Origin of the sequence: Aliigemmobacter aestuarii, assembly GCF_004799285.1 — a bacterium.
Lineage (GTDB): Bacteria > Pseudomonadota > Alphaproteobacteria > Rhodobacterales > Rhodobacteraceae > Aliigemmobacter > Aliigemmobacter aestuarii.
This window is the reverse complement of record NZ_SSND01000001.1, coordinates 976139-999376: the sequence shown is the minus strand read 5'-3', so window position 1 is coordinate 999376 and position 23238 is coordinate 976139. Positions and strand designations below refer to the sequence as shown.

21 protein-coding genes are annotated in these 23238 nt (G+C 67.3%); 9 read left to right on the top strand and 12 right to left on the bottom strand.

The window, feature by feature from the left end:
• Nucleotides 1-72: 72 nt before the first annotated feature.
• The 3 genes from E7811_RS04815 to E7811_RS04805 all read left to right on the top strand — a co-directional run bounded on the left by E7811_RS04815 (nucleotide 73) and on the right by E7811_RS04805 (nucleotide 5430).
• Nucleotides 73-1482: a YcjX family GTP-binding protein gene (locus E7811_RS04815; protein ID WP_136393423.1), complete on the top strand. Its 1410-nt coding sequence runs from the start codon at nucleotides 73-75 to the stop codon at nucleotides 1480-1482.
• Nucleotides 1483-1541: 59 nt separating this feature from the next.
• Nucleotides 1542-2525 carry a YcjF family protein gene (locus tag E7811_RS04810; protein WP_136394231.1) on the top strand — a complete coding sequence of 328 codons (984 nt, stop codon included), beginning with the start codon at nucleotides 1542-1544 and terminating at the stop codon, nucleotides 2523-2525.
• Between the two features lie 88 nt (nucleotides 2526-2613).
• A complete protein-coding gene (locus tag E7811_RS04805) occupies nucleotides 2614-5430 on the top strand; it encodes a DUF2339 domain-containing protein (RefSeq protein WP_136393422.1) in 2817 nt (938 codons plus the stop codon).
• Here the strand turns inward: E7811_RS04805 and E7811_RS04800 are convergent.
• The gene (locus tag E7811_RS04800) at nucleotides 5427-5834 is read right to left on the bottom strand and encodes a group III truncated hemoglobin (protein WP_136393421.1); all 408 of its coding nucleotides are present in this window, start codon (nucleotides 5832-5834) and stop codon (nucleotides 5427-5429) included. The genes E7811_RS04805 and E7811_RS04800 overlap by 4 nt on opposite strands.
• A 257-nt stretch (nucleotides 5835-6091) precedes the next feature.
• Here E7811_RS04800 and ileS point away from each other — a divergent pair, with 257 nt between their 5' ends.
• The 3 genes from ileS to E7811_RS04785 are packed head-to-tail and all read left to right on the top strand — an operon-like array spanning nucleotide 6092 to nucleotide 10500.
• Nucleotides 6092-9088, top strand: coding sequence for an isoleucine--tRNA ligase (gene ileS / locus E7811_RS04795; RefSeq protein WP_136393420.1), 2997 nt, complete (start codon nucleotides 6092-6094; stop codon nucleotides 9086-9088).
• Between the two features lie 6 nt (nucleotides 9089-9094).
• On the top strand, nucleotides 9095-10057 hold the full coding sequence (locus E7811_RS04790; RefSeq protein WP_211092085.1) for a P1 family peptidase: 963 nt from the start codon (nucleotides 9095-9097) through the stop codon (nucleotides 10055-10057).
• Nucleotides 10054-10500 (top strand): methylated-DNA--[protein]-cysteine S-methyltransferase, encoded by a 447-nt coding sequence (locus E7811_RS04785; protein ID WP_168732926.1) that lies wholly within the window; start codon nucleotides 10054-10056, stop codon nucleotides 10498-10500. Before E7811_RS04790 ends, E7811_RS04785 begins: the two co-directional genes overlap by 4 nt.
• Nucleotides 10501-10504: 4 nt before the next feature.
• On the opposite strand, the gene E7811_RS04780 is transcribed toward E7811_RS04785, so the two are convergent.
• From E7811_RS04780 to fsa, 4 genes are all read right to left on the bottom strand, one after another.
• The gene (locus E7811_RS04780) at nucleotides 10505-11209 is read right to left on the bottom strand and encodes a CDP-alcohol phosphatidyltransferase family protein (RefSeq protein ID WP_136393418.1); all 705 of its coding nucleotides are present in this window, start codon (nucleotides 11207-11209) and stop codon (nucleotides 10505-10507) included.
• Nucleotides 11210-11258: 49 nt separating this feature from the next.
• A complete protein-coding gene (locus tag E7811_RS04775) occupies nucleotides 11259-12197 on the bottom strand; it encodes a tyrosine recombinase XerC (protein ID WP_136393417.1) in 939 nt (312 codons plus the stop codon).
• Nucleotides 12194-12886, bottom strand: a complete 693-nt coding sequence (locus tag E7811_RS04770) for a DUF484 family protein (RefSeq protein ID WP_136393416.1) — start codon at nucleotides 12884-12886, stop codon at nucleotides 12194-12196. The genes E7811_RS04775 and E7811_RS04770 overlap by 4 nt, the downstream gene beginning before the upstream one ends.
• Before the next feature lie 217 nt (nucleotides 12887-13103).
• Complete coding sequence (gene fsa / locus E7811_RS04765; RefSeq protein ID WP_136393415.1) at nucleotides 13104-13757, bottom strand: fructose-6-phosphate aldolase; 654 nt, start codon at nucleotides 13755-13757, stop codon at nucleotides 13104-13106.
• A 68-nt stretch (nucleotides 13758-13825) separates the two neighbouring features.
• Here fsa and E7811_RS04760 point away from each other — a divergent pair, with 68 nt between their 5' ends.
• The gene (locus E7811_RS04760) at nucleotides 13826-16057 is read left to right on the top strand and encodes a primosomal protein N' (protein WP_136393414.1); all 2232 of its coding nucleotides are present in this window, start codon (nucleotides 13826-13828) and stop codon (nucleotides 16055-16057) included.
• A gap of 252 nt (nucleotides 16058-16309) precedes the next feature.
• Here E7811_RS04760 and ruvB read toward each other — a convergent pair whose 3' ends face one another.
• The 3 genes from ruvB to ruvC are packed head-to-tail and all read right to left on the bottom strand — an operon-like array spanning nucleotide 16310 to nucleotide 18534.
• On the bottom strand, nucleotides 16310-17335 hold the full coding sequence (ruvB, locus tag E7811_RS04755) for a Holliday junction branch migration DNA helicase RuvB (RefSeq protein WP_136393413.1): 1026 nt from the start codon (nucleotides 17333-17335) through the stop codon (nucleotides 16310-16312).
• A gap of 3 nt (nucleotides 17336-17338) precedes the next feature.
• Nucleotides 17339-18019, bottom strand: a complete 681-nt coding sequence (gene ruvA, locus E7811_RS04750) for a Holliday junction branch migration protein RuvA (protein WP_136393412.1) — start codon at nucleotides 18017-18019, stop codon at nucleotides 17339-17341.
• On the bottom strand, nucleotides 18016-18534 hold the full coding sequence (gene ruvC, locus E7811_RS04745; protein ID WP_136393411.1) for a crossover junction endodeoxyribonuclease RuvC: 519 nt from the start codon (nucleotides 18532-18534) through the stop codon (nucleotides 18016-18018). Before ruvC ends, ruvA begins: the two co-directional genes overlap by 4 nt.
• A 333-nt stretch (nucleotides 18535-18867) precedes the next feature.
• On the opposite strand from ruvC, the gene E7811_RS04740 reads away from it, so the two are divergent.
• Nucleotides 18868-19080 carry a DUF1127 domain-containing protein gene (locus E7811_RS04740; RefSeq protein ID WP_136393410.1) on the top strand — a complete coding sequence of 71 codons (213 nt, stop codon included), beginning with the start codon at nucleotides 18868-18870 and terminating at the stop codon, nucleotides 19078-19080.
• Between the two features lie 196 nt (nucleotides 19081-19276).
• On the opposite strand, the gene E7811_RS04735 is transcribed toward E7811_RS04740, so the two are convergent.
• From E7811_RS04735 to E7811_RS04720, 4 genes are all read right to left on the bottom strand, one after another.
• Nucleotides 19277-19612: a hypothetical protein gene (locus E7811_RS04735; RefSeq protein ID WP_136393409.1), complete on the bottom strand. Its 336-nt coding sequence runs from the start codon at nucleotides 19610-19612 to the stop codon at nucleotides 19277-19279.
• A gap of 88 nt (nucleotides 19613-19700) precedes the next feature.
• On the bottom strand, nucleotides 19701-20573 hold the full coding sequence (locus E7811_RS04730) for a 50S ribosomal protein L11 methyltransferase (protein ID WP_136393408.1): 873 nt from the start codon (nucleotides 20571-20573) through the stop codon (nucleotides 19701-19703).
• A gap of 103 nt (nucleotides 20574-20676) precedes the next feature.
• Nucleotides 20677-21918, bottom strand: coding sequence for an MFS transporter (locus E7811_RS04725; protein WP_136393407.1), 1242 nt, complete (start codon nucleotides 21916-21918; stop codon nucleotides 20677-20679).
• 83 nt (nucleotides 21919-22001) lie between these two features.
• Entirely contained in the window at nucleotides 22002-22439 is a 438-nt protein-coding gene (locus tag E7811_RS04720) for an RbsD/FucU family protein (protein ID WP_136393406.1), read from the bottom strand.
• Nucleotides 22440-22545: 106 nt separating this feature from the next.
• Between E7811_RS04720 and E7811_RS04715 the strand changes: the two genes are divergently transcribed.
• Nucleotides 22546-23175, top strand: coding sequence for a hypothetical protein (locus E7811_RS04715; RefSeq protein WP_136393405.1), 630 nt, complete (start codon nucleotides 22546-22548; stop codon nucleotides 23173-23175).
• Nucleotides 23176-23238 lie beyond the last annotated feature (63 nt).

The following is a 23238-nucleotide window of genomic DNA, read 5'->3' as shown; positions in this document are numbered from 1 at the left end:
ACCTTTCCCCCCTGTTCAGCCACGCGGGGCCTGCCTATCTTGGGGGCGCAGGCGGCAACGGGCGGGCGGCACTTGGGACTGAGCGATATCACCGACGGGATCGGGCGGAGCCTCGAGGGGCTGGTGTCAACCGTGACCGATCCCTTTGGCGACCCCGTGATCCGGCTGGGTGTGACGGGTCTGTCGCGGGCCGGAAAGACGGTGTTCATCACCGGACTGGTCGCGAACCTTCTGGATCGGGGGCGGATGCCGCAGTTCAAGGGGGCCGAGCGGATCGAGGCCGCCTACCTGCAACCGCAGCCCGACATGACCCTGCCGCGTTTCGATTACGAGACGCATCTTGCCGCCCTGACCGGGGACGACCCGCGCTGGCCGGAAAGCACGCGGACCGTGTCGGAACTGCGGCTGTCCTTCCGGATCCGCCCTTCGGGGTTCCTGTCGGGACTGACCGGGCCGCGCACGCTGCATCTGGACATCATCGACTATCCCGGCGAATGGCTTCTTGACCTTGCGCTGCTGGACAAGGGCTATGCCGACTGGTCGGACGAGACGCTTGCGCGCCTTGCGAAACGGACCGAGGCCGCGGGCTGGCTGGCCCAGGCCCGGGCCGTTGACGGATCGCGGCCACTGGACGAACCCGAGGCGCAGGCGCTGGCCGCGGGCTTCACCGCCTATCTGCGGGCGGCGCGGGCGGCGGGCTGGACGGACTGCACGCCGGGCCGTTTCCTGCTGCCGGGCGATCTGGCCGGATCGCCGGTCCTGACCTTTGCGCCCCTGCCGCGCCCCGCGATGACCCCGCGCGGGTCCCTCTGGCGCGAGATGGAACGGCGGTTCGATGCCTACAAGGCCAAGGTCGTCAAACCCTTCTTCCGCGATCATTTCGCCCGGATCGACCGGCAGGTCGTCCTGGTCGATGCTCTTGGTGCGATCCACGCGGGGCCTGCGGCGCTGGAGGACCTGCGCCGCACGATGGCCGAGATCCTTTCGGCCTTCCGTCCGGGTCGCAACGGGTTCCTGTCGCAGATCCTGCTGGGCAAGCGGGTGGAACGGATCCTGTTCGCCGCGACCAAGGCCGATCACCTGCATCACAGCCAGCACGCCCGGCTGACGGCGATCATGCAGGCGATGCTGCGCGAGGCGCGCGACCGCGCGGCCTTTGCCGGGGCGCGGGTCGAGGCGATGTCGCTGGCCGGGCTGCGTGCCACGGTCGAGGCCGAGGTTACGCGCGATGGCGCCACGCTTCCTGCGGTGCGGGGGCGGCTTTTGACGACAGGCAAGCAGGCGGTGATGTATCCGGGCGAATTGCCGGAAGACCCGGCGCGACTGCTGTCGCCCGCGCGCGGCGGCGCCGAGGCCTGGCTGGATGCCGAATTCGCGCTGATGGCCTTTGCCCCGGCGCGGATGACGGTGCGCCCCGGAGAGGGGCCGCCGCATATCCGCCTTGACCGGGCCGCCGAATTCCTGATCGGAGACATGATTTGACCGAAGATCCCGCGCCCCTGAAGCGCCCCGCGCTGATCGAGATTGACGAGCGCGAGGCCATGGCCGGACCCGCCGATCCGGGGCTGGCGCCGCCTGTGCCCGAGGCTGCGGCGGCGAACGGGCAGGCCATGCAGATCGCGATGCGGGCAACGGGTGTGGGACAGGGCGGGGGGCTTGGCCGTCTTGCGGCCTGGGTCTTTGCGGCCCTTTTCACCTTCGTGCTGTCGGTTGCCGCTTGGAACTTCGTCAACGGGCTTTTGGCCTCGAACGCGCTTCTGGGGGCGGTGGCCTTCGGGCTGATCCTGCTTGCGTCGCTGTTGGCGCTGATCCTTGGGCTGCGGGAATGGTTGGCCTATCTGCGGCTTGGCCGGATCGAGGGGCTGCGTGACAGGGCCGCGCGGGCGCGGGCGGGCGACCTGGCCGAGGCGCGCGCCACGGTCGACGCGGTGGCGCGGATTTATGCCGGGCGCGAGGATCTGGCCTGGGCGCGCGCCCGGTTCGGGGAACGGCGCGCGCAGGTGATGGATGCCGATGCGCTGCTCGACCTGGCCGAGACCGAACTGATGGCCCCGCTGGATCAGGCCGCGCGCCGCAGCATCGAAACCGCCGCGCGTCAGGTGGCGACGGTGACTGCGCTGGTGCCGATGGCGCTGGCCGATGTGGCGGCGGCACTGTTTTCCAACCTGCGGATGGTGCGGCAGATGGCGCAGATCTATGGCGGCCGGTCCGGCAGTCTTGGCAGCTGGCGGCTGATGCGGCGGGTCTTTTCGCATCTGGTGGCGACCGGGGCCGTGGCGCTGACCGATGACCTCATCGGTTCGGTGGCCGGCGGTGGAATTCTGTCCAAGCTGTCGCGCCGGTTTGGCGAGGGGCTGGTGAACGGTGCGCTGACCGCGCGGGTGGGTGTGGCCGCGATGGAGCTTTGCCGCCCGATGCCGTTCCATACATTGCCCAAGCCGAAGGTGACGAACCTTGTCGGCCGCGCGCTGGCCGGAGTCTTTGAACGGGACGAGGCCGACGCCGGGTCGGGAAAGCCGGACTAGCCTTTCGGCCTGCCGCATGATCAGATGCGCCTGATGGGTCGCCCGTAACAAGGGCGCTCGTGATGGGCGAAGTGCGGGTGACGGTGGAATGGAAGACGCGCTCATTCTGATGGTGGTGCTGGTCGCGCTGGCGATCCCGATCGCCATCGTTTACCTGCTGGTCGCTGTCCGGGGTCTGAAGGGCCGGGTGAGCGACCTTGAACAGGCGCTGACCGAAGCGCGCGCCGGTGCGGGGCTTGCCGAACGGCGCCAGCCCGCGACCGCCGCCCCGCCCACGCCCCCAGCCCCGCAGGCCGAACCCGAAAGCCCGGCGGTTCCGGCATCTCGGCCCGAAGACAGCGCGGCAGAGCCGTCGGAAAGACCTGTCATCAAGGACCCGTGGAGCGGGCGCACGACCCCCGCCGCCGGTGGTCCGGTGATCCCCGTGCCCGTGCAGGCGGCCGCAACAGCCGGGGCAGGAATGCGGCGCCAAGCTGAGCCCGACGTGTCGCAGGATCGGCCCCTGGTCTTCCGCGCTGACCGGATCGCCACGCTGGGGCGGTGGCTCGTCCAGAACTGGGTCTATGTCCTGTCGGCCGTCTCGCTTGGTCTGGCGGGTATCTTCCTTGTCCAGTACGGGGTGCAGAAGGGCCTCTTGCCGCCGCCTTTCAGGGTGCTGGCCGCCCTTGCACTGGGGGCAGGGCTGGTCGCCGCCGGCGAATGGCTGCGCCGCAGGCATGGCGATGCCGACGGGGCGACAGCCTATCTGCCCTCGACCTTCTCGGCCGCCGGGATCACGGTTGGCTTCGCGGCGATCCTTGCGGCGCGCCAGATGTACGGGCTGATCGGCCCAGTCCCGACCATCGCCGGCCTCCTGGTGGTCGCGGGCGGCGCGCTTTACCTTGGCTGGCGGCATACCCCGGTCCTGGCCGCGATGGGCCTGACGGGGGCCGCCGCCGCGCCCTTCCTGACCGGCGGCAGCGCCGAAAGCATCGACTGGCTTTACGGCTATGCCGCGCTGATCGCGGCGGTGGGTCTGGGTATCGACGCCTTCCGCCGCTGGGCCTGGATTTCGGTGCTGGCGCTGTCTCTGGGCTATGGCGTCGGCCTTCTGGTGGATGCGGGTGGCGGGTCGGATTTCGGCCTTGCCCTGCTGGCCACGGGCCTGCCCGCCCTGGCCTTCACGATCCCGGTCCGGTCGCTGATGCCGGTGATGACAGGGGCGACGGTCGGCGGCGCGATCCTGCGCGCCTTCGCCTCCGGTGCAAAGGGGGCGTGGCCGGAATTCCCGGTGCGCCTTGTCGCTGCGGCACTGCTGGCTTCGGTGCTGATCCTGCTGGCGGTCGTCAAGCCCGGAGAGGCGTCATTGCCCGCGTTCGTGTTGCTGACGCTTCTGGCCGCGGGCGGCGCCGTCTGGGCCAGCCGTTCGCCGGCCGTCAGCGACCTTCTGCTTCTGCCGGTGATCGGTTTTGTCGCGCGCCTGCCGCTGGAGTGGACGGAATACGGCGGCATCGCGCGGGACTTCGCGGCCCAGACCATCGCCGCCCGCCCGCCGGAAACCGGCGCACCGGCGATCGTGTCGCTTCTGGTGCTTCTGGCCGTGGCGATGGCGGCGGCGGCGGGAATGCGTGCACTGATCGGGCCGGACCGCCCGCGGTATTGGGCCGTGATCGCGGCCGCGATCCTGCCCGCGGCGGGCTTCATGCTTGAGGTCTTCTGGCTGCCCGTTCCGGTCCTCGGGGCCTACCCCTGGGCGTTGCACGCGATGGCGGCCGCCGCGATGATGACCGGGCTTGCCCTGATGCTCGCGCGGTCCGGGCAGAAGCCGGGCGCCACCTATGCGACCCTGTCGGCGCTGGTGCTTATTGCCTTCGCGATGGTCGTCACGCTGAGTTCTGCGGCGCTGACTGTCGCGCTTGGGGTGCTGCTGGTGGTCGCGGCCGCACTCGACCGGCAGTTCCGCCTGCCCGAGATGGCCTGGTTCATCCAGGCGGCGACGGCCGTTCTGGCCTGGCGCCTGGTTGCCGATCCGGGCCTCGCCTGGGCCTTCGAGGATGGCCCCCTGTGGGAAGTGCTGCTGGCCAACGGGTCTGCCGTCGGTGCCGGTCTGGCCGGGCTGTGGCTGTTGCGCGAACTGGACCGGCCGCTGGCCAGGGTCGTTCTGGACTCCGCCGTCTGGGTCTTTGCCGCGCTTCTGGCCGATGTCCTGTTGTGGCGCCTGCTGGAGGCGTTGCTTCCCGTCACCTACAGTGTCGAAGCCTGGCGCATCACCCTTCTGGCGCTGCCCTGGCTTGCCGTTTCCCTGGGGCAGCTGGTGCGGGCAAGGCTGGGGGGGGCGCTAAGGTTCATCCGGATCGGGCTTTCGATCCTGACAGGCGCCTTTTATGCCCTGCTGCAACTGGGGGCCGTCACCATCGCGAACCCGGCGGCGGGGATCTTTGGCGAAAGCCGCGTCTTCGGCCCGCCTGTGGTCGACACGCTGGCCATCGCCTATGCCCTGCCGGGGATCGTGCTGATCGTGGCGCGGCGCTGGCTTGGCCAGCCGTCCCGCGTCGTGTCGGTGATGCTTCTGGCTGCGGGCACGGCGCTTCTGACGCTTTACGCGGTGCTGGAGATCCGGTCGTGGTTTCATGCGCGCGACCTCGGGGCCATGGGCGTCACGCAGGGCGAGCTTTACACCTACACGATGGCGATGATGTTGACCGGGGCGGTGCTGCTTTGGCAGGCGCTGGCAAAGCGGTCCGTCCTGCTGCGGCGTCTGGCGATGGCGGTGATCGGGTTGACGGTGGCCAAGGTGTTCCTGGTCGATGCCTCGGGGCTGACCGGGCTGACGCGGGTCGCCTCGTTCCTGGCGCTCGGTCTGTCCCTGGCGGGGCTGGCATGGCTCAACCGTTGGGCTGCGGGGCGGCAGACTGGGACCGCCTAGCGCAGGCGGGGGATGCCCTGCGCGTCGGTCTGCGCCTCGACCAGACCATAGCGCAGGCCCCTGCCGATCCGGTGGGCGAGGGCGGACCATTGCGCGGCGGTTTCAATGGGCAGGTTGCGCCGCAGCACCGTGTCGAACAGCCCGAGCCAGACGTCGAACATTCCCGGCCGGACATTCCCCGCGGCGCGGTGGGAGTGCATCGGATTGCCGTCATAGCCGCCTTCGAACAGAATCGCATTGCGCCAGAAGCGCGCGATCTTTTCCTCATGCGCGGGCCAGTCGGTGACATGGGCAGCAAACACCGGACCAAGGCCGGGATGCTGGCGGATCAGGAAGTAGAATTCCTCGACCACGGCGTCGATCTCGGCCGGGGTGACGGGGAACCGGGGCGGAATGGCGGGCATGGCGCGTCCTTTCCCGGCATCCTTTGCCGAAACCCGCGCCCCTGACAAGCGACAGCCTGTCGCGCGCCCGCCGCAGGAAGGGGGCTCTGCCCCCCCCCTTTACCCGGACCGGCCCCAACCCTATAAGGCGGGGCATGAAGCATCCGGCCGCCCGCAACGCGATACGAATTAGCGGCCCGGCGTCCTGAACAGCGGGGCGCCGGGACCAACCTCTTGCGCCCTTTCCGCTTCATCCGACCTTTTCAAGGACCCCGCCCATGTGCGCCGATACGCCCGACACGACTGGCCCCGACTATCGCGATACCGTCTTCCTGCCGGAAACCGAATTTCCGATGCGCGCGGGCCTGCCGCAGCGCGAGCCCGGCTGGCTGGCCCGCTGGGAGAAGATCGGCGTCTATGACCGCCTGCGCGAGAAGACGGGGCGCAAGCCCTTCACCCTGCATGACGGCCCGCCCTATGCCAACGGCCACCTGCACATCGGCCACGCGCTGAACAAGATCCTGAAGGACATGGTGGTGCGGTCCCAGCAGATGATGGGCCATGACGCGCGCTATGTGCCCGGCTGGGATTGCCACGGCCTGCCGATCGAATGGAAGATCGAGGAACAGTATCGCGCCAAGGGCCTGAATAAGGACGACGTCGACGTGGTGGCCTTCCGCCAGGAATGCCGCAAGTTCGCCGAGGGTTGGATCGACATCCAGCGCGACGAATTCAAGCGCCTCGGCGTGACCGGCAACTGGGCCGATCCTTACCTCACGATGGATTTCCACGCCGAGGCGGTGATCGCGGCGGAATTCATGAAGCTTCTGATGAACGGCACGCTCTATCAGGGATCGAAACCCGTGATGTGGTCGCCGGTCGAAAAGACCGCGCTTGCCGAGGCCGAGGTGGAATACCACGACCACACCAGCCACACGATCTGGGTGCGGTTTCCGGTCGTGAAGGTCGGGGCAAATGAGTTTGCCGATGCCGTCAAGCAGATCATTATTGATCCCGTTGAGGCTGAGGCGGCATCTCAGAGCGTCAAGGACGAGTTGCTGCAAGCATCCGTAGTCATTTGGACGACTACTCCATGGACGATTCCGCAGAACCGTGCAGTTGCATTCAATCCTTCTTATGCTTCGGTCGACTACGGCCTCTACCAAGTAGTTGGTTCGAATGATGGTAGTAATGCGAAAGACGGTGAGCTGCTCATCATCGCCAAGTCCCGAGCCGACGATGTCGCATCAGCCGCCAAGATTGACGCATTGGAACTCCGACGGGACGTCAGCCAAGTCGAACTTGCCAATCTCACCCTCGCCCACCCCTTCCGGGGTGTCGAGGGTGGCGCGGGCGAGTGGGATTTCGATGTTCCCATGCTGCCGGGCGATCATGTGACCGATGATGCGGGCACGGGGTTTGTTCATACCGCGCCCAGCCACGGGGATGACGACTATCAGCTGGGCCTGAAATTCGGCCTGCCGATGACCTATAACGTCGAACCCGACGGCAGCTATCGCGCCGATCTGCCCTTGTTCGGGGGGCAGGCGATCATCCAGCCCGATGGCAAGGAAGGCCCGGCCAACGTCAGCGTGATCAAGCAGCTGGCCTATGCCGGCGCGCTGTTTGCCAAGGGCAAGATCAAGCACAGCTATCCGCATAGCTGGCGGTCCAAGGCGCCACTGATCTATCGCAACACGCCGCAGTGGTTTGCCGCGATCGACCGGCCGATCGAGGACGGGCAGGGGGCCTATGGCGACACGATCCGGGAACGCGCGCTGCGCTCGATCTCGGAGCTTGTCAGCTTCACGCCGCCCTCGGGCAAGAATCGGCTTTACTCGATGATCGAGGGCCGCCCCGACTGGGTGCTGTCGCGCCAGCGCGCCTGGGGGGTGCCGCTGACCTGTTTCGTGAAGAAGGGCGCAAGGCCCACCGATCCGGATTTCCTGCTGCGTGACGACCGGGTGAACGCCCGCATCGTCGCGGCCTTCGAAGCCGAGGGCGCCGACGTCTGGTATGTGCAAGGTTTCAAGGACCGCGTGTTGTCGGACCTTGTGGATTCGTCCGAATATGAACAGGTCTTCGACGTGCTGGATGTGTGGTTCGACTCTGGCTCGACCCATGCCTTCGTGCTGCGCGACCGGCCCGATGGCACGGCGGACGGTCTGGCCGACCTTTACCTGGAAGGCACCGACCAGCATCGCGGCTGGTTCCATTCCTCCATGCTGCAGGCCTGCGGCACGCGCGGTCGCGCGCCCTATCGCGGTGTGCTGACCCACGGCTTCACCCTGGACGAGAAGGGCATGAAGATGTCCAAGTCTCTGGGCAACACCGTGGCCCCGCAGCAGGTGATCGACGAATACGGTGCCGATATCCTGCGGCTGTGGGTGGCGCTGTCGGATTACACGGTCGACCTCAGGATCGGGAAGGAAATCCTGAAGGGCGTGGCCGACAGCTATCGGCGGCTGCGCAACACCATGCGGTTCATCCTGGGCAATCTGGACGGGTTCGATCCTGCCGAACGGGTTGCTGCGGCCGAGATGCCCGAACTGGAACAATGGGTGCTGCATCGTCTGGCGGAACTGGATGCCGAGGTGCGCAAGGGCTATGCCGCCTATGATTTCCAGGGCGTGTTCCAGAAGCTGTTCACCTTCGCCACCACGGACCTGTCGGCGGTCTATTTCGACATCCGCAAGGACGCGCTTTACTGCGATCCGCCGGGGTCGATCCGGCGGCGGGCCTGCCGGACGGTTCTGGACATCCTCTATCACCGTCTGACCGTCTGGCTGGCGCCGATCCTGGTCTTCACCATGGAAGAGGCCTGGCTGTGCCGGAACGCGGACGAGGCGGCGTCGATCCACCTGGAGGATTTCCCCGACACTCCGGCCGATTGGCTGAACGAACCGCTGGCGGCGAAATGGGCGCAGGTGCGCCAGGTGCGCCGCGTGGTGACCGCCGCGCTTGAGGTGCAGCGCACCGCCAAGGTGATCGGCGCGAGCCTCGAGGCAGCGCCCGTCGTGCATGTGCAGGACAAGGCCGTTCTGGCGGCGCTGAAATCGGTGGATTTCGCGGAAATCTGCATCACCAGCGACATCCAGGTGACGGGCGATCCGGAACCGGCCGAGGCGTTCCGCCTGCCCGAAGTGCCCGGCGTGGCGGTGGTCTTCGAACTGGCCGAGGGCGAGAAGTGCCAGCGCTGCTGGCAGATCCTGCCCGATGTGGGAAGCCACGCGCACGCAGGCACCTGCAAGCGCTGCAACGACGCACTGGGCTAGGGCCGGGTGGCCCGCGCGCGGGATCATGGCGTGATGATCGGGCGGTTTCCGCCCGGTCGCTGGAACGCGATCACCGATGTGGCGGGTGTGGCCGTGGGGCATGTCACCCTGATCGAGGGCGAACGCACCCGCACCGGTGCGACCGCGATCCTGCCCCATCCGGGAAACCTGTTCGCCGAGAAGGTTCCGGCGGGAATTTCCGTTCTGAACGGCTTTGGCAAGTTCGCGGGCGTCACGCAGGTGCAGGAGCTGGGGCAACTGGAAACGCCGATCCTTCTGACCAACACGCTGGCCGTGGGCCGGGCAATGCAGGCGCTGGTGGCGCACACACTGGACCAGCCCGGCAACGCGCGCGTGACATCCATCAATGCCGTGGTGGGCGAAACCAATGACAGCCGCCTGAACGATATCCGCGCGCCCCGCCCCACGCTGGCCGAAATGCGCATGGCGCTTGATGCTGCCCGCCCCGGCCCTGTGGCCGAGGGCGCGGTCGGCGCGGGCACGGGATGCGTGGCCTTCGGGATGAAGGGCGGGATCGGCACCGCCTCGCGCATCGTGGATCGCCAGACCCTTGGCGTTCTGGTGCAGGCCAACTTTGGCGGAAGCCTGCGGCTGAACGGGCGGGACTGGCCCGGTTCGACGGCCGACAAGGACGGGTCCATCGTCATCATCCTGGCCACCGACGCGCCGCTGGATGCGCGCGGCCTGACACGGCTGGCGACCCGCGCCTTCGGCGGGCTGGCGCGCACCGGGGCGGCGCTGTCGAACGGGTCGGGCGATTACGCGCTGGCCTTCTCGACCGCGCGCGGCATCCCTTCCTTGCCGCCCGAGGCCTGTTCGCCCCTTTTCGAAGCGGCGATCGAGGCCACGGAAGAGGCGATCGTGAATGCCCTTCTGGCGGCAGGCGACATGGACGGATGGGATGCCGGGCAGGACTGCCCGTCGCATTATCCGGGGCTTCGCCTGTGAGCGCGACCGTCCGGTCCCCTTTCGGCCCGCTGTCGGTGGCCGAGGCGGGCGGGCGGATCGTGGCGCTTTACTGGAAACCTTCCGGGCCTGACCCCTCCGCCCTTCAGGTCGAGGCGGCACGGCAGCTTGCGGCCTATTTTGACGCCCGGTTGTGCGCCTTCGACCTGCCGCTGGACTTTGGCACCGGGTTTCAGGAAAGGGTGCGCAGGGCGATGGCCGCGATCCCCTTCGGCGAGGTGCGCCGCTATGGCGATCTTGCGCGCGATCTGGGGGTGCCGGCGCAGGCCGTCGGGCAGGCCTGCGGTGCAAATCCGATCCCGATCCTCATCCCGTGCCACAGGGTTCTGGGCAAGGGCGGGCTTGGCGGGTTCTCGGCGCCGGGCGGGGTGGAAACCAAGGTCGCCCTCTTGCGCCATGAAGGCGCGGCGGGGCTGTTGATCTGAACGCTCAGCGGATCCGCGTCAGGCCTTCGGGGATGATCTGCTGTGCGATGCCCGCCAGCACCAGATAGACCGATGTCACCACCAGGCCCCAATGCACCCAGATGGCCGGGTGAAAATCGACCCAGGCCGCCCAGCCGGCAAAGAATGTCCACCCCAAGGCCATCGGCAGGGTGACGCTGCGCCAGCGGTCGGTGCGCACGGGATGGACGAATTTCAGGTTGGTGAACATCGCGACCGTCAGCGCTACGACCATCGCGAGGATCCAGCCCTTGCCGGGCTCAAGCGCGAACATCACCAGCACGAACATGTTCCAGCAGGCCGGAAAGCCCGCAAAGGAATTGTCCTTCGTCTTCATCCGCGTATCGGCGAAATAGATCACCGACCCGAAAACGATCACGATGATCGCGATCCAGCCGGTCCAGCCCGGCAGCAGCCCCGATTTGAACAGGGCGAAGGCGGGGATGAAGACATAGGTCAGATAGTCAATGATCAGGTCCAGAAGCACACCGTCATAGGTGGGCCAGTTCGTCTTGACGTGATAGCGGCGGGCCAGAGGGCCATCGACGCCATCCACGACCAGCGCCACGACCAGCCACAGGAACATCAGATCCCACTTGCCATCCACCGCCGCCAGCATCGCCAACATCGACAGGACCGCGCCGGTCGCGGTCAGGAGATGGACGGAAAGGGCCTTGTAGCGGATATCCATTTTTCGGGTTTCGCAGCTATTTTCCCGGGGTGCAAGTGTTCCGGCCCGCTCAGGCACGGGGATGGGCCCTTTCGTAAACCTCCATCAGCCGCGCCGCGTCCACCGCCGTGTAGGCCTGCGTGGTGGAAAGCGAGGAATGGCCCAGAAGCTCCTGGATCGCGCGCAAATCGCCCCCCGCCGAAAGAAGATGCGTGGCAAAGGAATGGCGCAGCGCGTGCGGTGTGGCCGTGGGCGGCAGGCCGAGCGTGGCGCGCGCCCGTTCCATCGCAAGCGCGATCAGGCGGGGGTTGAGGGCGCCGCCACGCGCCCCCCGGAACAGCGGGCGATCGGCAACCAGATCATAGGGACAAAGATCGGCATAGGCTGCAACCGCCTCGCGCGCGGCAGGCAGGACGGGCACCAGCCGTTCCTTGCCGCCCTTGCCGCGGATGCGCAGCACCTCGGGCAGGGGATGGGCGGCGCCGGTCAGGCCAAGCGCCTCGGATATCCGCAGGCCGCAGCCGTAAAGCAGCGTGACCACCGCCGTATCGCGCGCGGCGATCCAGTCTTCGCGTGCCTGATCGGCGACATGGGAAATCACCGCCTCGGCCGCGTCCTCGGTCAGCGGGCGCGGCAGCTTGCGGCGGTATTTCGGGCTGCGGGCAGACAGGACGGCGGTCGCCTCGCCCGCGTGGCGGTCCGCAAGCCAGGCGGTGAAGCCGCGCACCGCCGACAGCGCCCGCGCCATCGACCGCGCGCCAAGACCCCGGGCGCGTTCGTGCGCCATCCAGGCCCGAAGATCGGACAGCGGCACATCGGCCAGCCCCGCCAACCCCTCGTTTCCACCCCGATGCACGGCCAGAAACCCCAGCCAGCCCGCCACATCGCGGGAATAGGCGCGGATCGTGTTTTCGGACGCACCATCCAGTGCCCGCCGTTGCGCCAGCCATTCCGACAGCGCCGCCCGCGCCGCTGGCGAGATGGCCAGCGTATCGGCCCCGCCGGTCACGACAGCCAGCGACGCATGGTCCGTTCGAACACCCCGGCGAAGAAGGCCAGAAGGTCGGTGCCATGCGTCGGCTTGAACTGATGCGGGTCTTCGGCGCCCATGACCAGAAGGCCGGGCAGGCGCCCCTTGCCGAAATCCAGCCGCATCAGCGCCTCGGACCGGATAAAGGCGGCGCGGTCGCCGTAGATCGCGTCCGATGTGGGCAGCGTCTGGCGCAGGGTGACAGCGCGCAGGGGCACGTTGCGGCCACCCGAAAGGTAATCCGCGATGAACCCCGGTTCGGCCACGCAAAGCACGTCACCCAACCGCCGCAACGCCGGGTCGTCTGCATCCTGCACGCTTTCCAGCACCAGCCGGATGCAATCCACCTTCAGCGTCTGTGCCACGTCGCCGGCAAGCGATTTCAGGAAATCCTCGAAGCTCAGCGGATCCAGCAGCTGCAGGATCGCCCGATGCACCTGATTGGTGCCGGCCAGGTTTTCATAGGCTGCCGCGATCACCGAACGGTGCGTGTCTTCAAGCCGGTCAAGCCGCGCCTCGAGCCGTTCCATCGCGATCCCGCGAAGGTCGATGATGTTCGACCCCATCGCCCGTTCGTTGGCCGCGATCAGCGCGCGCATCAGGTCGCGATCTTCCAGGATCACCTCGGGTTCCGAGATGATGCGGTCGCGCATGTCCTGTTCGATCATGGAAAGTACCGTCCCAGGCGTTTCTTCGCTTCTGGGCGCGGACCATATCAGGCATCGGATCGGATTTCCGCAGAAAATTGCAGGCTTGCAGGCCTTTCTTCACAAGGCGTTGCAGTTGGGTCAACGCGCGGGGGCACGCCGTGCCGCCTGTGGGCAGATGCGGAAAGGGGCGGCCCCGATGGCCGCCCCCGTCCGTTTGCCGCCCTGTGCGGAGCTGTCAGAGGATTTTCTGCCCGGTCTTGGCCCAGTCCTTCATGAACTGATCCAGCCCCTTGTCCGTCAGGACGTGGCTGGCCATCGCCTTGATCACATTGGGGGGCGCGGTCGCCACATCCGCGCCGACCAGCGCGCATTGCGTCATGTGGTTCACGCTGCGGATCGAGGCGGCCAGGATGTTCGTCTCGAAGCCGTAGTTGTCATAGATCGTCCGGATATCCGAAATCAGGTCCATCCCGTCGATGTTGATGTCGTCCAGGCGCCCGATGAAGGGGCTGATGAACGTGGCCCCCGCCTTGGCCGCCAGAAGCGCCTGATTGGCCGAAAAGCACAGCGTGACGTTCACCATCCTGCCTTCGTCCGACAGGACCTTGCAGGTCTTCAACCCGTCCCAGGTCAGCGGCACCTTGACCGCGATGTTCGGTGCGATCTCGGCCAGCTTGCGGCCCTCGGCGATCATGTCGTCGGCCTTCAGCGCCACGACTTCGGCCGAAACCGGGCCATCGACGATCGAACAGATCTCGCGCGTGACCTCCAGGATGTCACGGCCCGATTTCAGGATCAGCGAAGGGTTGGTGGTGACGCCGTCGACCATGCCCAGATCATTCAGTTCGGCAATGGCCTCGACATCGGCGGTATCGACAAAGAAACGCATATCGGCTGTCCTTGAGGTTCGTCCCGCACGATGCGGGGTTGCAGCGGTGTCGGGGCGTGTCATACCCCATGACTCGGCAAGGGGAAAGAGAGGCAGGCGGCGTGACCGGCGCAGAGGACCGCATTTTTGCACCCGGCGACCGGGTGGGCGTCCTGACGGCCGAGCCGTTGGGCCGGGTGCTGGATTACCTCGCGCCCGAGGAAGGCTGCGGCACGGGCGATTTTGTCGAGGTGCCGCTTGGCCCGCGCCGGGTGCTCGGCGTGGTCTGGGGTGCGGGCGACGGGCGGTTCGATGCGGCACGGCTGCGCCGGGTGCACCGCGTGCTGGATGCGCCGCCCATGCGGGCGGAGTTGCGCGCCTTCCTGGCGCGGGCGGCCGATTACACGTTGACCCCACTTCCGGCGATGCTGCGCCTCGCGACCCGCGCGCCGGGGCTCGGCGATGCGCCGGGGCTGCGGCGGGTGTTGCGGGCAGGGCCCGCCGAACCCGACCGGATGACCGATGCGCGGGCCCGGGTGCTTGCGGCGCTGGCCGCCTTCGGGGGCGCGGCGATGACCCTGGGCGAACTGTGCGCCGAGGCGGGTGTGACCGCCTCGGTCGTGAAGGGCCTTGTGAAACAGGGCGCGATCCTGGAAGAGGACGCGCCGCGCGACCTGCCCTACCCGCGCCTTGATCCGGACGGGCAGGTGCGCCTTGAAGGCGATCAGGTGGTGGCGGGCGATGCGCTTGTCGCGGCGGTCGCGCAAGGCGGATACGGAACGACGCTGCTGAAAGGGGTGACAGGATCGGGCAAGACCGAGGTCTATCTGGAAGCCGTGGCCGAATGCATCAGGCAGGGCAGGCAGGCGCTGGTCCTTTTGCCCGAGATCGCGCTGACGTCAGAGTTCCTTACCCGGGTCGAGGCCCGGTTCGGCGCGCGTCCGGGCGAATGGCATTCGGGCGTGACCCAGACCGAACGGCGGCGGCTGTGGAAGATGGTCGCCAGCGGGCATTGCCAGATGGTCGTGGGGGCGCGGTCGGCGCTGTTCCTGCCCTTCCGGGAACTTGGCCTGATCGTGGTGGATGAGGAACACGACACCTCATACAAGCAGGAGGATGGCGTGCTTTACAACGCCCGCGACATGGCTGTGCTGCGCGCGGCGATCTGTGGCTGTCCCGTGGTGCTGGCCTCGGCCACGCCCTCTCTTGAAACCTGGGTCAACGCCGATCTGGGGAAATACGCGCGCCTCGACCTTGGGTCGCGGTTCGGGGTGGCGGAACTGCCGGTGATGCGGGCGATCGACATGCGGGGGGAAACCCTGGCAGCCGACCGCTGGATCTCCGAACCGCTGGCCCAGGCCGTGCGCGCCCGGGTGACGGCAGGGGAACAGGCGCTTTTGTTCCTCAACCGGCGCGGCTATGCGCCGGTGACGATCTGCCGGGCCTGCGGGCATCAGGTGGGATGCGACGACTGCGATGCGCGCATGGTCGAACACCGGTTCCTGAAACGGCTGGTCTGCCACCAGTGCGGCGCGACGAAACCCGTGCCCACGACCTGCCCCGCCTGCGGGGTCGAAGGGCGGATGGCCCCGGTCGGCCCCGGCGTGGAACGGCTTGCCGAAGAGGTCGCCGCCCGGTTCCCCGAGGCGCGGCTCGCGGTCCTTTCCTCTGACCTTTTCGGGTCGGCCCGGGCGCTGAAGGAACAGATCGCCACCATCGCGGACGGCGGGGCCGACATCATCATCGGCACCCAGATCGTGGCGAAGGGGCACAATTTCCCGCTGCTGACGCTGGTCGGCGTTATCGACGCCGATCTTGGCCTGCAGGGGTCGGACCTGCGCGCCGCCGAACGCACCTTCCAGCTGATGCGCCAGGTCGCGGGCCGCGCGGGCCGTGCCGAACGCCGGGGCGAGGCGCTGCTGCAAACCCATCAGCCGGACCACCCGGTGATCCGGGCGATCCTGGGCGGCGATGAAGAAGCCTTCTGGCGCGCCGAGGCCGAAGAGCGCCGCGCCGCGGGCATGCCGCCCTTCGGCCGCATGGCGGGGATCATCCTCTCGGGCCCCGACGTGGCGCAGGTGTTCGATTTCGCGGGTGAACTTGCCCGGCGCGACGCTCCGCTGCGGCGGATCGCGGCGCAGGTTTTCGGCCCGGCCCCGGCCCCGATCGCGCGCATCCGGGGGCGGCACAGGGTGCGGCTCCTCGTCAAGGCGGACAAGACGGCGCCGCTGCAGGCCGCGCTCGCGGAATGGATCGGGCAGCTGAAACCACCAGCCAACCTGCGCCTCGCCGTTGACATCGATCCGCAAAGCTTCTTCTGACAGCGGGGGCAGGGGGGCTGTCTGCCCCCCTCTTTGGCTGCGCCAAATTCACCCCCCGAGGGTATTTTCGCCAGGTTGAAAGACAACTTGAGTCAAACGTTCTTCTCTTTGGCTCAAATATCCTCGGGGGGTGAGCCGCCGGAGGCGGCGAGGGGGCGGAAAGCCCCCTGAACGGAACAAGTCCGGATCGGCGGTCGGGTCAGGCGGCCGGCAGGGCCGCCGAGCGGGGGCTCGATGCCCCCCGAGGCGGCGTCATCCGTCAAAGAGATCGGACTGGCCGGGTGCCCTTGGGGGTTCGAGGCCCAGGTGCCGCCAGGCCCGCGCGGCCAGCATCCGCCCGCGCGGCGTGCGCTGGATCAGCCCCTGTTGCAGCAGATAGGGTTCGATCACCTCTTCGATCGCATCCCGGCTTTCCGACAGGGCGGCCGATATCGTCTCCACCCCCACCGGGCCGCCGCCATAATGTTCGGCCAGAAGCAGCATGTAGCGCCGGTCCGCCCCATCGAGGCCGAGGTTGTCCACCCCCATCCGTGTCAGTGCCCGGTCGGCGATGGCGCGGGTCAGCCGCCCGTCACCCTCGACGGTCACGAAATCGACCACCCGGCGCAAGAGCCGCCCGGCGATCCGGGGGGTGCCGCGGGCACGTCGGGCGATCTCGCGCGTGCCGTCAGCGTCGGTGGCGATCCCCATCAGCCGCGCCCCGCGGGTCACGATATGGTCCAGTTCGTCCTCGGTATAGAACTGAAGCCGTGTGGGGATGCCGAAACGGTCGCGCAGCGGGGTCGTCAGCAGGCCAAGGCGGGTGGTGGCGCCGACCAGCGTGAAGGGCGGCAGGTCTATCCGTACGGTCCGTGCGGCTGGACCCTCGCCGATCACGAGGTCGAGCGCGAAATCCTCCATGGCGGGATACAGCACCTCTTCCACAACGGGGGAAAGGCGGTGGATCTCGTCGATGAACAGCACGTCACGCGGTTCGAGGTTGGTCAGGATCGCCGCAAGGTCGCCCGCCTTGGCCAGCACCGGCCCCGATGTCATGCGGAAACCCACACCCAGTTCGCGCGCCATGATCTGCGCCAGCGTCGTCTTGCCGAGGCCCGGCGGACCGTGGAACAGCGTGTGGTCCATCGCCTCGCCGCGCTTGCGGGCGCTTTCGATGAAGACACGCAGGTTCGCCCGCGCTTCGGCCTGGCCCACGAAATCGTCGAGCGCCTGCGGCCTGAGCGCGCGGTCGGCGTCTTCCGGGATCCGTTCGGGGCGAAGGGCGGGATCGGGTTGCATGCCTTACCCCTTCGGTGCCAGCAGTTTCAGTGCGGCGCGGATCAGGGCGGGGGCTTCGGCCTCGGGTGTTTCGGCGGCGGCGGTGGCGACGGCCTGGGCCGCCTCGCCGGGCCCATAGCCGAGGTTCTGAAGGGCCGAGAGCGCGTCGGCGGAATGGTTCGCGCGTGAGGGCGCAGGGGCGGCCGGCTTGCGCGCCGCCCTGGCGGGGGCGGATGGCGGGGGTTCGACCACCTCGTCAAGGTCGGGCGCGGCCGAGGCGGGGCCGGCACCCATCGCCATGATCGCGGGCGCTTTCGACTTAAGTTCAAGCACCACCCTTTGGGCGATCTTCGGGCCGATTCCGGGGGCGGACTGGATGGCGCGGGCATCGCCAAGCGTGATCGCACGCGACGTGCCTTCGGCACCCAGGGTGCCGAGGATCGCCATCGCGGCCTTTGCGCCGACGCCCTGCACCGTCATCAGCAGGCGGTGCCACTCCTTTTCGATCAGGGTCGGAAAGCCGAAGAGCTGCAGCAGGTCCTCGCGCACCAGAAGTTCAGTGTAAAGCGACACGGCCTCGCCGGGGCCGGGCAGGGCGGCCAGCGTTCGCTCGGACACATGGACGATATATCCCACGCCGCGCACGTCGATCAGCACGTGATCGCTGGCGCGGTAGTCGAGCCTGCCGGAAATCCGCCCGATCATCCTGCCGCCCTTTTCAGCGCCTCGACCAGTCGGCCTGCGGATTGCTGGTGGTGGGCATGGCAGATCGCGATAGCAAGCGCATCGGCCGCATCCGGCCCGGCGAGATGGACGCCGGGGAAATGCAGCCGCACCATGTGATCGACCTGTGCCTTGGCCGCGTGGCCGACGCCGACCACCGTCTTCTTGACAGCGTTCGGGGCGTATTCGCCCACCGTCAGCCCGAACTGCGCGGGCACCAGAAGGGCGATACCGCGCGCCTGTCCCAGTTTCAGCGTCGCCACCGCGTCCTTGTTGACGAAGGTGTGTTCGACGGCCGCGGTCTCGGGCGCATGGGTGCGGATCACCTCGGTCAACTGGGCATGAAGCGATTTCAGCCGCTCGGCCAGATCGCCTTCGCCCTCGCCGGGGGCGGAATGGCAGATGCCGTTCGCGACATGGCTCAACCTCGCGCCCGAGACGTCGATGATTCCCCAGCCAAGGTTTCTCAGCCCCGGATCGATGCCGATGACGCGCATGCCTGCCCCGTGCCTGCCCTGTGTTTCCTGCCCTGGACCGGAATTAGCACGAAAAGAGAACATCCGCCAACTGCTTTCCGGGCTTGCCATTCCGGGGGGTGAAGACTATGCAGATGCAGAAATCCGACGCAGTGACGCAAGAAAGCGACGGATGGCATGCCTTGCATCCGCTTTGCCAATGAAAAAAGGGCAAAAATCGGGTTGTGAGCCATGCATTTGCTGCAAGGGGGCATTGCTTCCTTGGCAGTTGTTTTGCACATGCAGCACGAATAATTACCAGCCAGCCGAGCAGGACGCCCGGTGTTTGAGCAGTTCTGAAAAAGGAAACCCGTCATGGCCGCCTATGAGACGACCCGTACGGCGCCCTTCGGCGCCATTTCCACCTACCGCTTCATCAACTTCTTCGGCGGTGTGTTCGCTGCTGTCGCCGCGTGGAACGATGCCCGCGTGACGCGCAACGCGCTGGCCAGGCTGTCGGACCGCGAACTGGACGATATCGGCCTGTGCCGCGGCGACATTGAGGCCATCGGATCGGTGGTTCGCTGAACACGACGCCACACACATGCTGGCGCGTGAAGGAAGGCCGCAGGGGTTAACCGCTGCGGCCTTTGTGTTTTTCCGCCTGTATGGAACCTGCCTGCGCCCGGCCGCCCCTGCCCATCCCTCTGACGGTCCCTCTGGCCCGTCCCGATGACCCGTTCCTCTGGCCCATGGGCCAGCGGTTGACGGCGGTGTGCCCGGCTTAGAGGGTCGACAGCTTTTTCGAAACGAACAGCGTCGCCGGGTCTGCCTGCATGAGATAGCCGCCCAAGCGTTCGAACCCGTCGCCCTGCATCAGGCGTTCGACCCGCGCGTCGTAGATCGCATCGCCGATCTGGTGGTGCAAGGCGCCCTTCATGCCGATGACGCACATCAGCGAAAAGATCACCGGCGCCACGATCGAGCGGCTCCGTTTGCGCGGTTTGCGATAATAGGAACGGCCAAGGGTGCCTTCGGCTTCAAATCCATAGCCAAGGGCCCGGGCCTTCTCGATGCGGGCAATACGCCCGTAGAATTCGGAGAGATCCGCGTTGGACATGTCTTTCTCCACACTCTCGGCCCCCGCCTAAGGGTTACTTAGGGCCAGATTGTGGCAAAATTAGGGCCAAGGCGGCGATTTTGTGGCATCAGCGCTTTCGCAGGACGAGCGTTGACCATTCCCCGATGTCCTCGCGCGCCGTCAGTTCGAAGCCGGCGGCAAGATAGGCATCCGTCACCGCTTCGGCCTGAACCACCAGAAGGCCTGACAGGATCGCGACGCCGCCTTTCGCGCAATGCGCCGCCATGGACGGGGCGAGTTCGATCAGCGGGCCTTTCAGGATATTGGCGAAGATGAGGTCGAACGGGGCGGCGCTGGCGAGGCGGGGATGGTCGAAGCCTGAGGCCTCAAGACATTCGACACGGCCATCCAGCCCGTTGATCGCGACATTCGCCTCGGCCACGTCCACGGCGACCTCGTCGATGTCCGAGGCGATGATCAGCGCGTCGGGCAGGACGGCGGCGGCGGCCAGCGCCAGGACCGCGGTGCCGCAGCCGATGTCGGCCACGCGGGCCGGGCGGAACCCGTCGGAATAGAGCTGGTCGAAAGCGCGCAGGCAGCCCAGGGTGGTGCCGTGGTGGCCGGTGCCGAAGGCCACGGTCGCCTCGATCTGAAGCGGGATGCAGCCCGCGGGCACCTTGTCGGCGTCATGGCTGCCATAGACGAAGAAACGCCCCGCCTCCACCGGATGCAGTTCGCGCTGCACCTTGGCGACCCAGTCGACATCGGGCAGTTCCGACAGCGCGAAGGGCTTCGCGCCGAAGGCAGCGGCGAGGACATCCAGCATGATCTCGTCGGGTTTTTCCGTGAAATAGGCACCCACCTCCCACAGGCCCGACCCGTCCTCGATCTCGAACACGCCGACACCGACAGGTTCGGGATTCAGCTTTTCGATCGCAGCGGCCAGCGCCTCGGCCGGGTCTTCGCCGGGCAGGGTGGTGAGGGCGGAATAGGTGGTCATCGGGGCATCCTTGCGGCTGGCGCTGTCGTTTGGGCGCTGTCTAGCAGGGAAGCGGGAGACGCGCCACCCGGCGCGGCGCGGCCCTGTCGACGGATTGCCGGGATCATACCCTTGCGAGCGGCCGCAGCCGGTTGGTCAGCCGCGTCTCGTTGCCCGGTTCGGGGTGGCGCGGCACCAGAAGCGCCAGCGTGAGCGAGGTCGATGCCATCCCCGCCGCCAGAAGGAACACCGATGACGGCGAGGTGACCCAGAGATAGCCCAGAAGCGCCGGCAGGAACACGGCCGCGATGTGGTTGATGGTGAAGGCCACCGCAGCCGTGGGCGCGATGTCGGCGGGATCGGCGATCTTCTGGAAATAGGTCTTCAGCGCGAAGGACATGCCAAAGAACAGATGATCGAGCACATAGAGAACCGCCGCCACGACGAAGCCCCAGCCAAACCAGTAGAGCCCGCCATAGGCCATGAACACGCAGACGAGGCCCGTGTATTCGATCAGCATGGATTTCTGTTCGCCGAAGCGGCCGATGAAGCGGCCAAGGAACGGGGCCACCACCATGTTGACCGCGAAGTTGATCATGAACAGCGCCGTCAGCTGATGCACCTGGAAACCGAAGCGTTCGACCATCATGAAGGCGGCGAAGACGACGAAGATCTGCCGCCGCGCGCCGGCCATGAACTGCAGCGCATAGTAAAGCCAGTAGCGCCGCCGCAGCACCATGCGCTTGTTCTGCGGGTGGGGCGCCTCGAACTGGCGGAAGCCCAGAAGGCACCACACGGCAATGGCCGCCGTGATCCCGCCCGCGACCATGAAGACGGTGTTGTAGTCAAGATCGAAGGTTTTCCACGTCAGCACGATCGCGCCGTAGGCCAGAAGCGAGGCCCCCGCGCCAACCGCCACCAGCTTGCCGATCACCTCGGGGGCGCGGGCCTTTTCGATCCATTGCAGCTGCAGGCTCTGGTTCACGGTTTCATAGTAGTGAAACCCGATCGAGGACAGGAGCGTGACAACCAGAAGCCCGCCGAAGGACGGAAACCACGCGGTCACCGCCGTCGCCACGCCCAGAAGGAACAGCGAGACGACACCCAGCACCTGTTCGCGGATGAACAGGATAAGGAAGATCACGCCGATGGCAAGGAAGCCGGGAATCTCACGCACCGTGTGCAGCCAGCCGATTTCCACGCCGGTGAAACCCGCGGCCTCGATCACGAAGTTGTTCAGCAGCGCCGACCAGGAATTGAAGGCGATCGGCATCGCCGCCGCCATCAGCGCCAAGAGGAACACGGGCCGCCGCCAGACCGGCAGGGCGCGCGTTTCGGACAAAGGCAGCGGAGCGTTGAGAATCATGCAGATCTGTTACGCCTTTCCGGCGCGATGCGCGAGGGTCCTGTCCACGGCAGGCGGCGCGCCTCGGGTGTCAGGCCGCCATGTCAAAACACCACGCCCATCCGCAGGATGAAACAGCCGAAGGGGCGGTTTTCGGTGCAGCGGACCACGGCGAATGCGCCGCGTGCCTTCTGGTAGAAGGCTTGCCGTTCGATCGACCCGACCCCTGCGCCATCGGGAAGAGCCGCCCGGATCACCGGCAGCGCGGCCTGATGCACCGGGTCGGGTGCGTCTCCGGCGCCGTCGCGTTCCATCCACAGCGCGCCGTGATCGGTGAACCCGTCCAGCGGCATCAGGCCAAGGATCACCCGAAGGGTATCGACGACATCCAGCCCCGGCATCTCGACCACGCGGCCCGTGACGGTTTCCAGCGAATGGGCGGGGTAGTTCGAATCCACCACCGCAAGCTCGTCGCCATGCCCCATGCGCATCAGCACGTCCATCAGGTCGGGTGTGATGCGCGGGTCGATTCCCTTCAGCATGGCGGCGCCCTCTTTGTTGCACCCGCATAGTGCCCAAGGTTGCGGGGCCAGAAAAGACGGCTTAAGCGGTGGTTGCGCAAGGCAGAAGGCGGAAAGGGTGCGGGCGATGGATGCGGCAGAGGTTCAGGCGCTGTTCACGCGGGCCGACGGGCAGTATCTTTGCGCACGCTGGGGCCGGCCCATCGTGCCGGTGGTCTTCGGGGTGGATGACGCGACCCTTTCGGTCGTGAAGGGGGCGATCGAGGCGGTCGTTGCGCTGGCCGGTCACAAGATGGCCGAGACGGACCCGGAACTGGGCGCGAACCTGATGGTCTTCTTCTTCCGGGATTGGTCGGAACTGCCCGAGGTTCCCAACCTTGACAGGCTGATCCCCGACCTGGCGCCGCTCTGCGACCGGTTGCAGGGGGCCGGTGCCAACCAGTACCGCATCTTCCGCTTCGACGAGGCGGGCGCAATCCGGGCGGCCTTTGTCTTTGTGCGGATGGATTCCGATCTTCAATCTGTCCCGGCCGAGACGCTGGCGCTGAGTCAGGCGGTGCAGGTCATCCTGCTGTGGTCGGACACGGCCTTTCTGGGCGCATCGCCGTTGGCCCGCGCGGGCGAGACGGTCATCCTGCGCCCCGAAATCGGCGACGTGATCCGCGCGGCCTACGATCCGGTCATGCCGGCGGTGGCCCGTGATGCCAGCCACGCCTTGCGGCTGGCCGCGCGGACCGGGCGCACGACCCAGGCCTGAGGGGCCGCGATCCGGGGTTTTCGGGGCTTCGAGATTGCCAAGGCGCCGGTTTCCGTCTAGCCC

Bases quoted from the DNA above. Each gene is read 5' to 3' on its own strand.
- E7811_RS04810 (WP_136394231.1), top strand. From the start codon at position 1,542: ATGGCCGGACCCGCCGATCCGGGGCTGGCGCCGCCTGTGCCCGAGGCT.
- E7811_RS04805 (WP_136393422.1), top strand. From the start codon at position 2,614: ATGGAAGACGCGCTCATTCTGATGGTGGTGCTGGTCGCGCTGGCGATC.
- E7811_RS04800 (WP_136393421.1), bottom strand. From the start codon at position 5,834: ATGCCCGCCATTCCGCCCCGGTTCCCCGTCACCCCGGCCGAGATCGAC.
- ileS (WP_136393420.1), top strand. From the start codon at position 6,092: ATGTGCGCCGATACGCCCGACACGACTGGCCCCGACTATCGCGATACC.
- E7811_RS04780 (WP_136393418.1), bottom strand. From the start codon at position 11,209: ATGGATATCCGCTACAAGGCCCTTTCCGTCCATCTCCTGACCGCGACC.
- E7811_RS04770 (WP_136393416.1), bottom strand. From the start codon at position 12,886: ATGATCGAACAGGACATGCGCGACCGCATCATCTCGGAACCCGAGGTG.
- fsa (WP_136393415.1), bottom strand. From the start codon at position 13,757: ATGCGTTTCTTTGTCGATACCGCCGATGTCGAGGCCATTGCCGAACTG.
- E7811_RS04760 (WP_136393414.1), top strand. From the start codon at position 13,826: ATGACTCGGCAAGGGGAAAGAGAGGCAGGCGGCGTGACCGGCGCAGAG.
- ruvB (WP_136393413.1), bottom strand. From the start codon at position 17,335: ATGCAACCCGATCCCGCCCTTCGCCCCGAACGGATCCCGGAAGACGCC.
- ruvA (WP_136393412.1), bottom strand. From the start codon at position 18,019: ATGATCGGGCGGATTTCCGGCAGGCTCGACTACCGCGCCAGCGATCAC.
- ruvC (WP_136393411.1), bottom strand. From the start codon at position 18,534: ATGCGCGTCATCGGCATCGATCCGGGGCTGAGAAACCTTGGCTGGGGA.
- E7811_RS04740 (WP_136393410.1), top strand. From the start codon at position 18,868: ATGGCCGCCTATGAGACGACCCGTACGGCGCCCTTCGGCGCCATTTCC.
- E7811_RS04735 (WP_136393409.1), bottom strand. From the start codon at position 19,612: ATGTCCAACGCGGATCTCTCCGAATTCTACGGGCGTATTGCCCGCATC.
- E7811_RS04730 (WP_136393408.1), bottom strand. From the start codon at position 20,573: ATGACCACCTATTCCGCCCTCACCACCCTGCCCGGCGAAGACCCGGCC.
- E7811_RS04725 (WP_136393407.1), bottom strand. From the start codon at position 21,918: ATGATTCTCAACGCTCCGCTGCCTTTGTCCGAAACGCGCGCCCTGCCG.
- E7811_RS04720 (WP_136393406.1), bottom strand. From the start codon at position 22,439: ATGCTGAAGGGAATCGACCCGCGCATCACACCCGACCTGATGGACGTG.
- E7811_RS04715 (WP_136393405.1), top strand. From the start codon at position 22,546: ATGGATGCGGCAGAGGTTCAGGCGCTGTTCACGCGGGCCGACGGGCAG.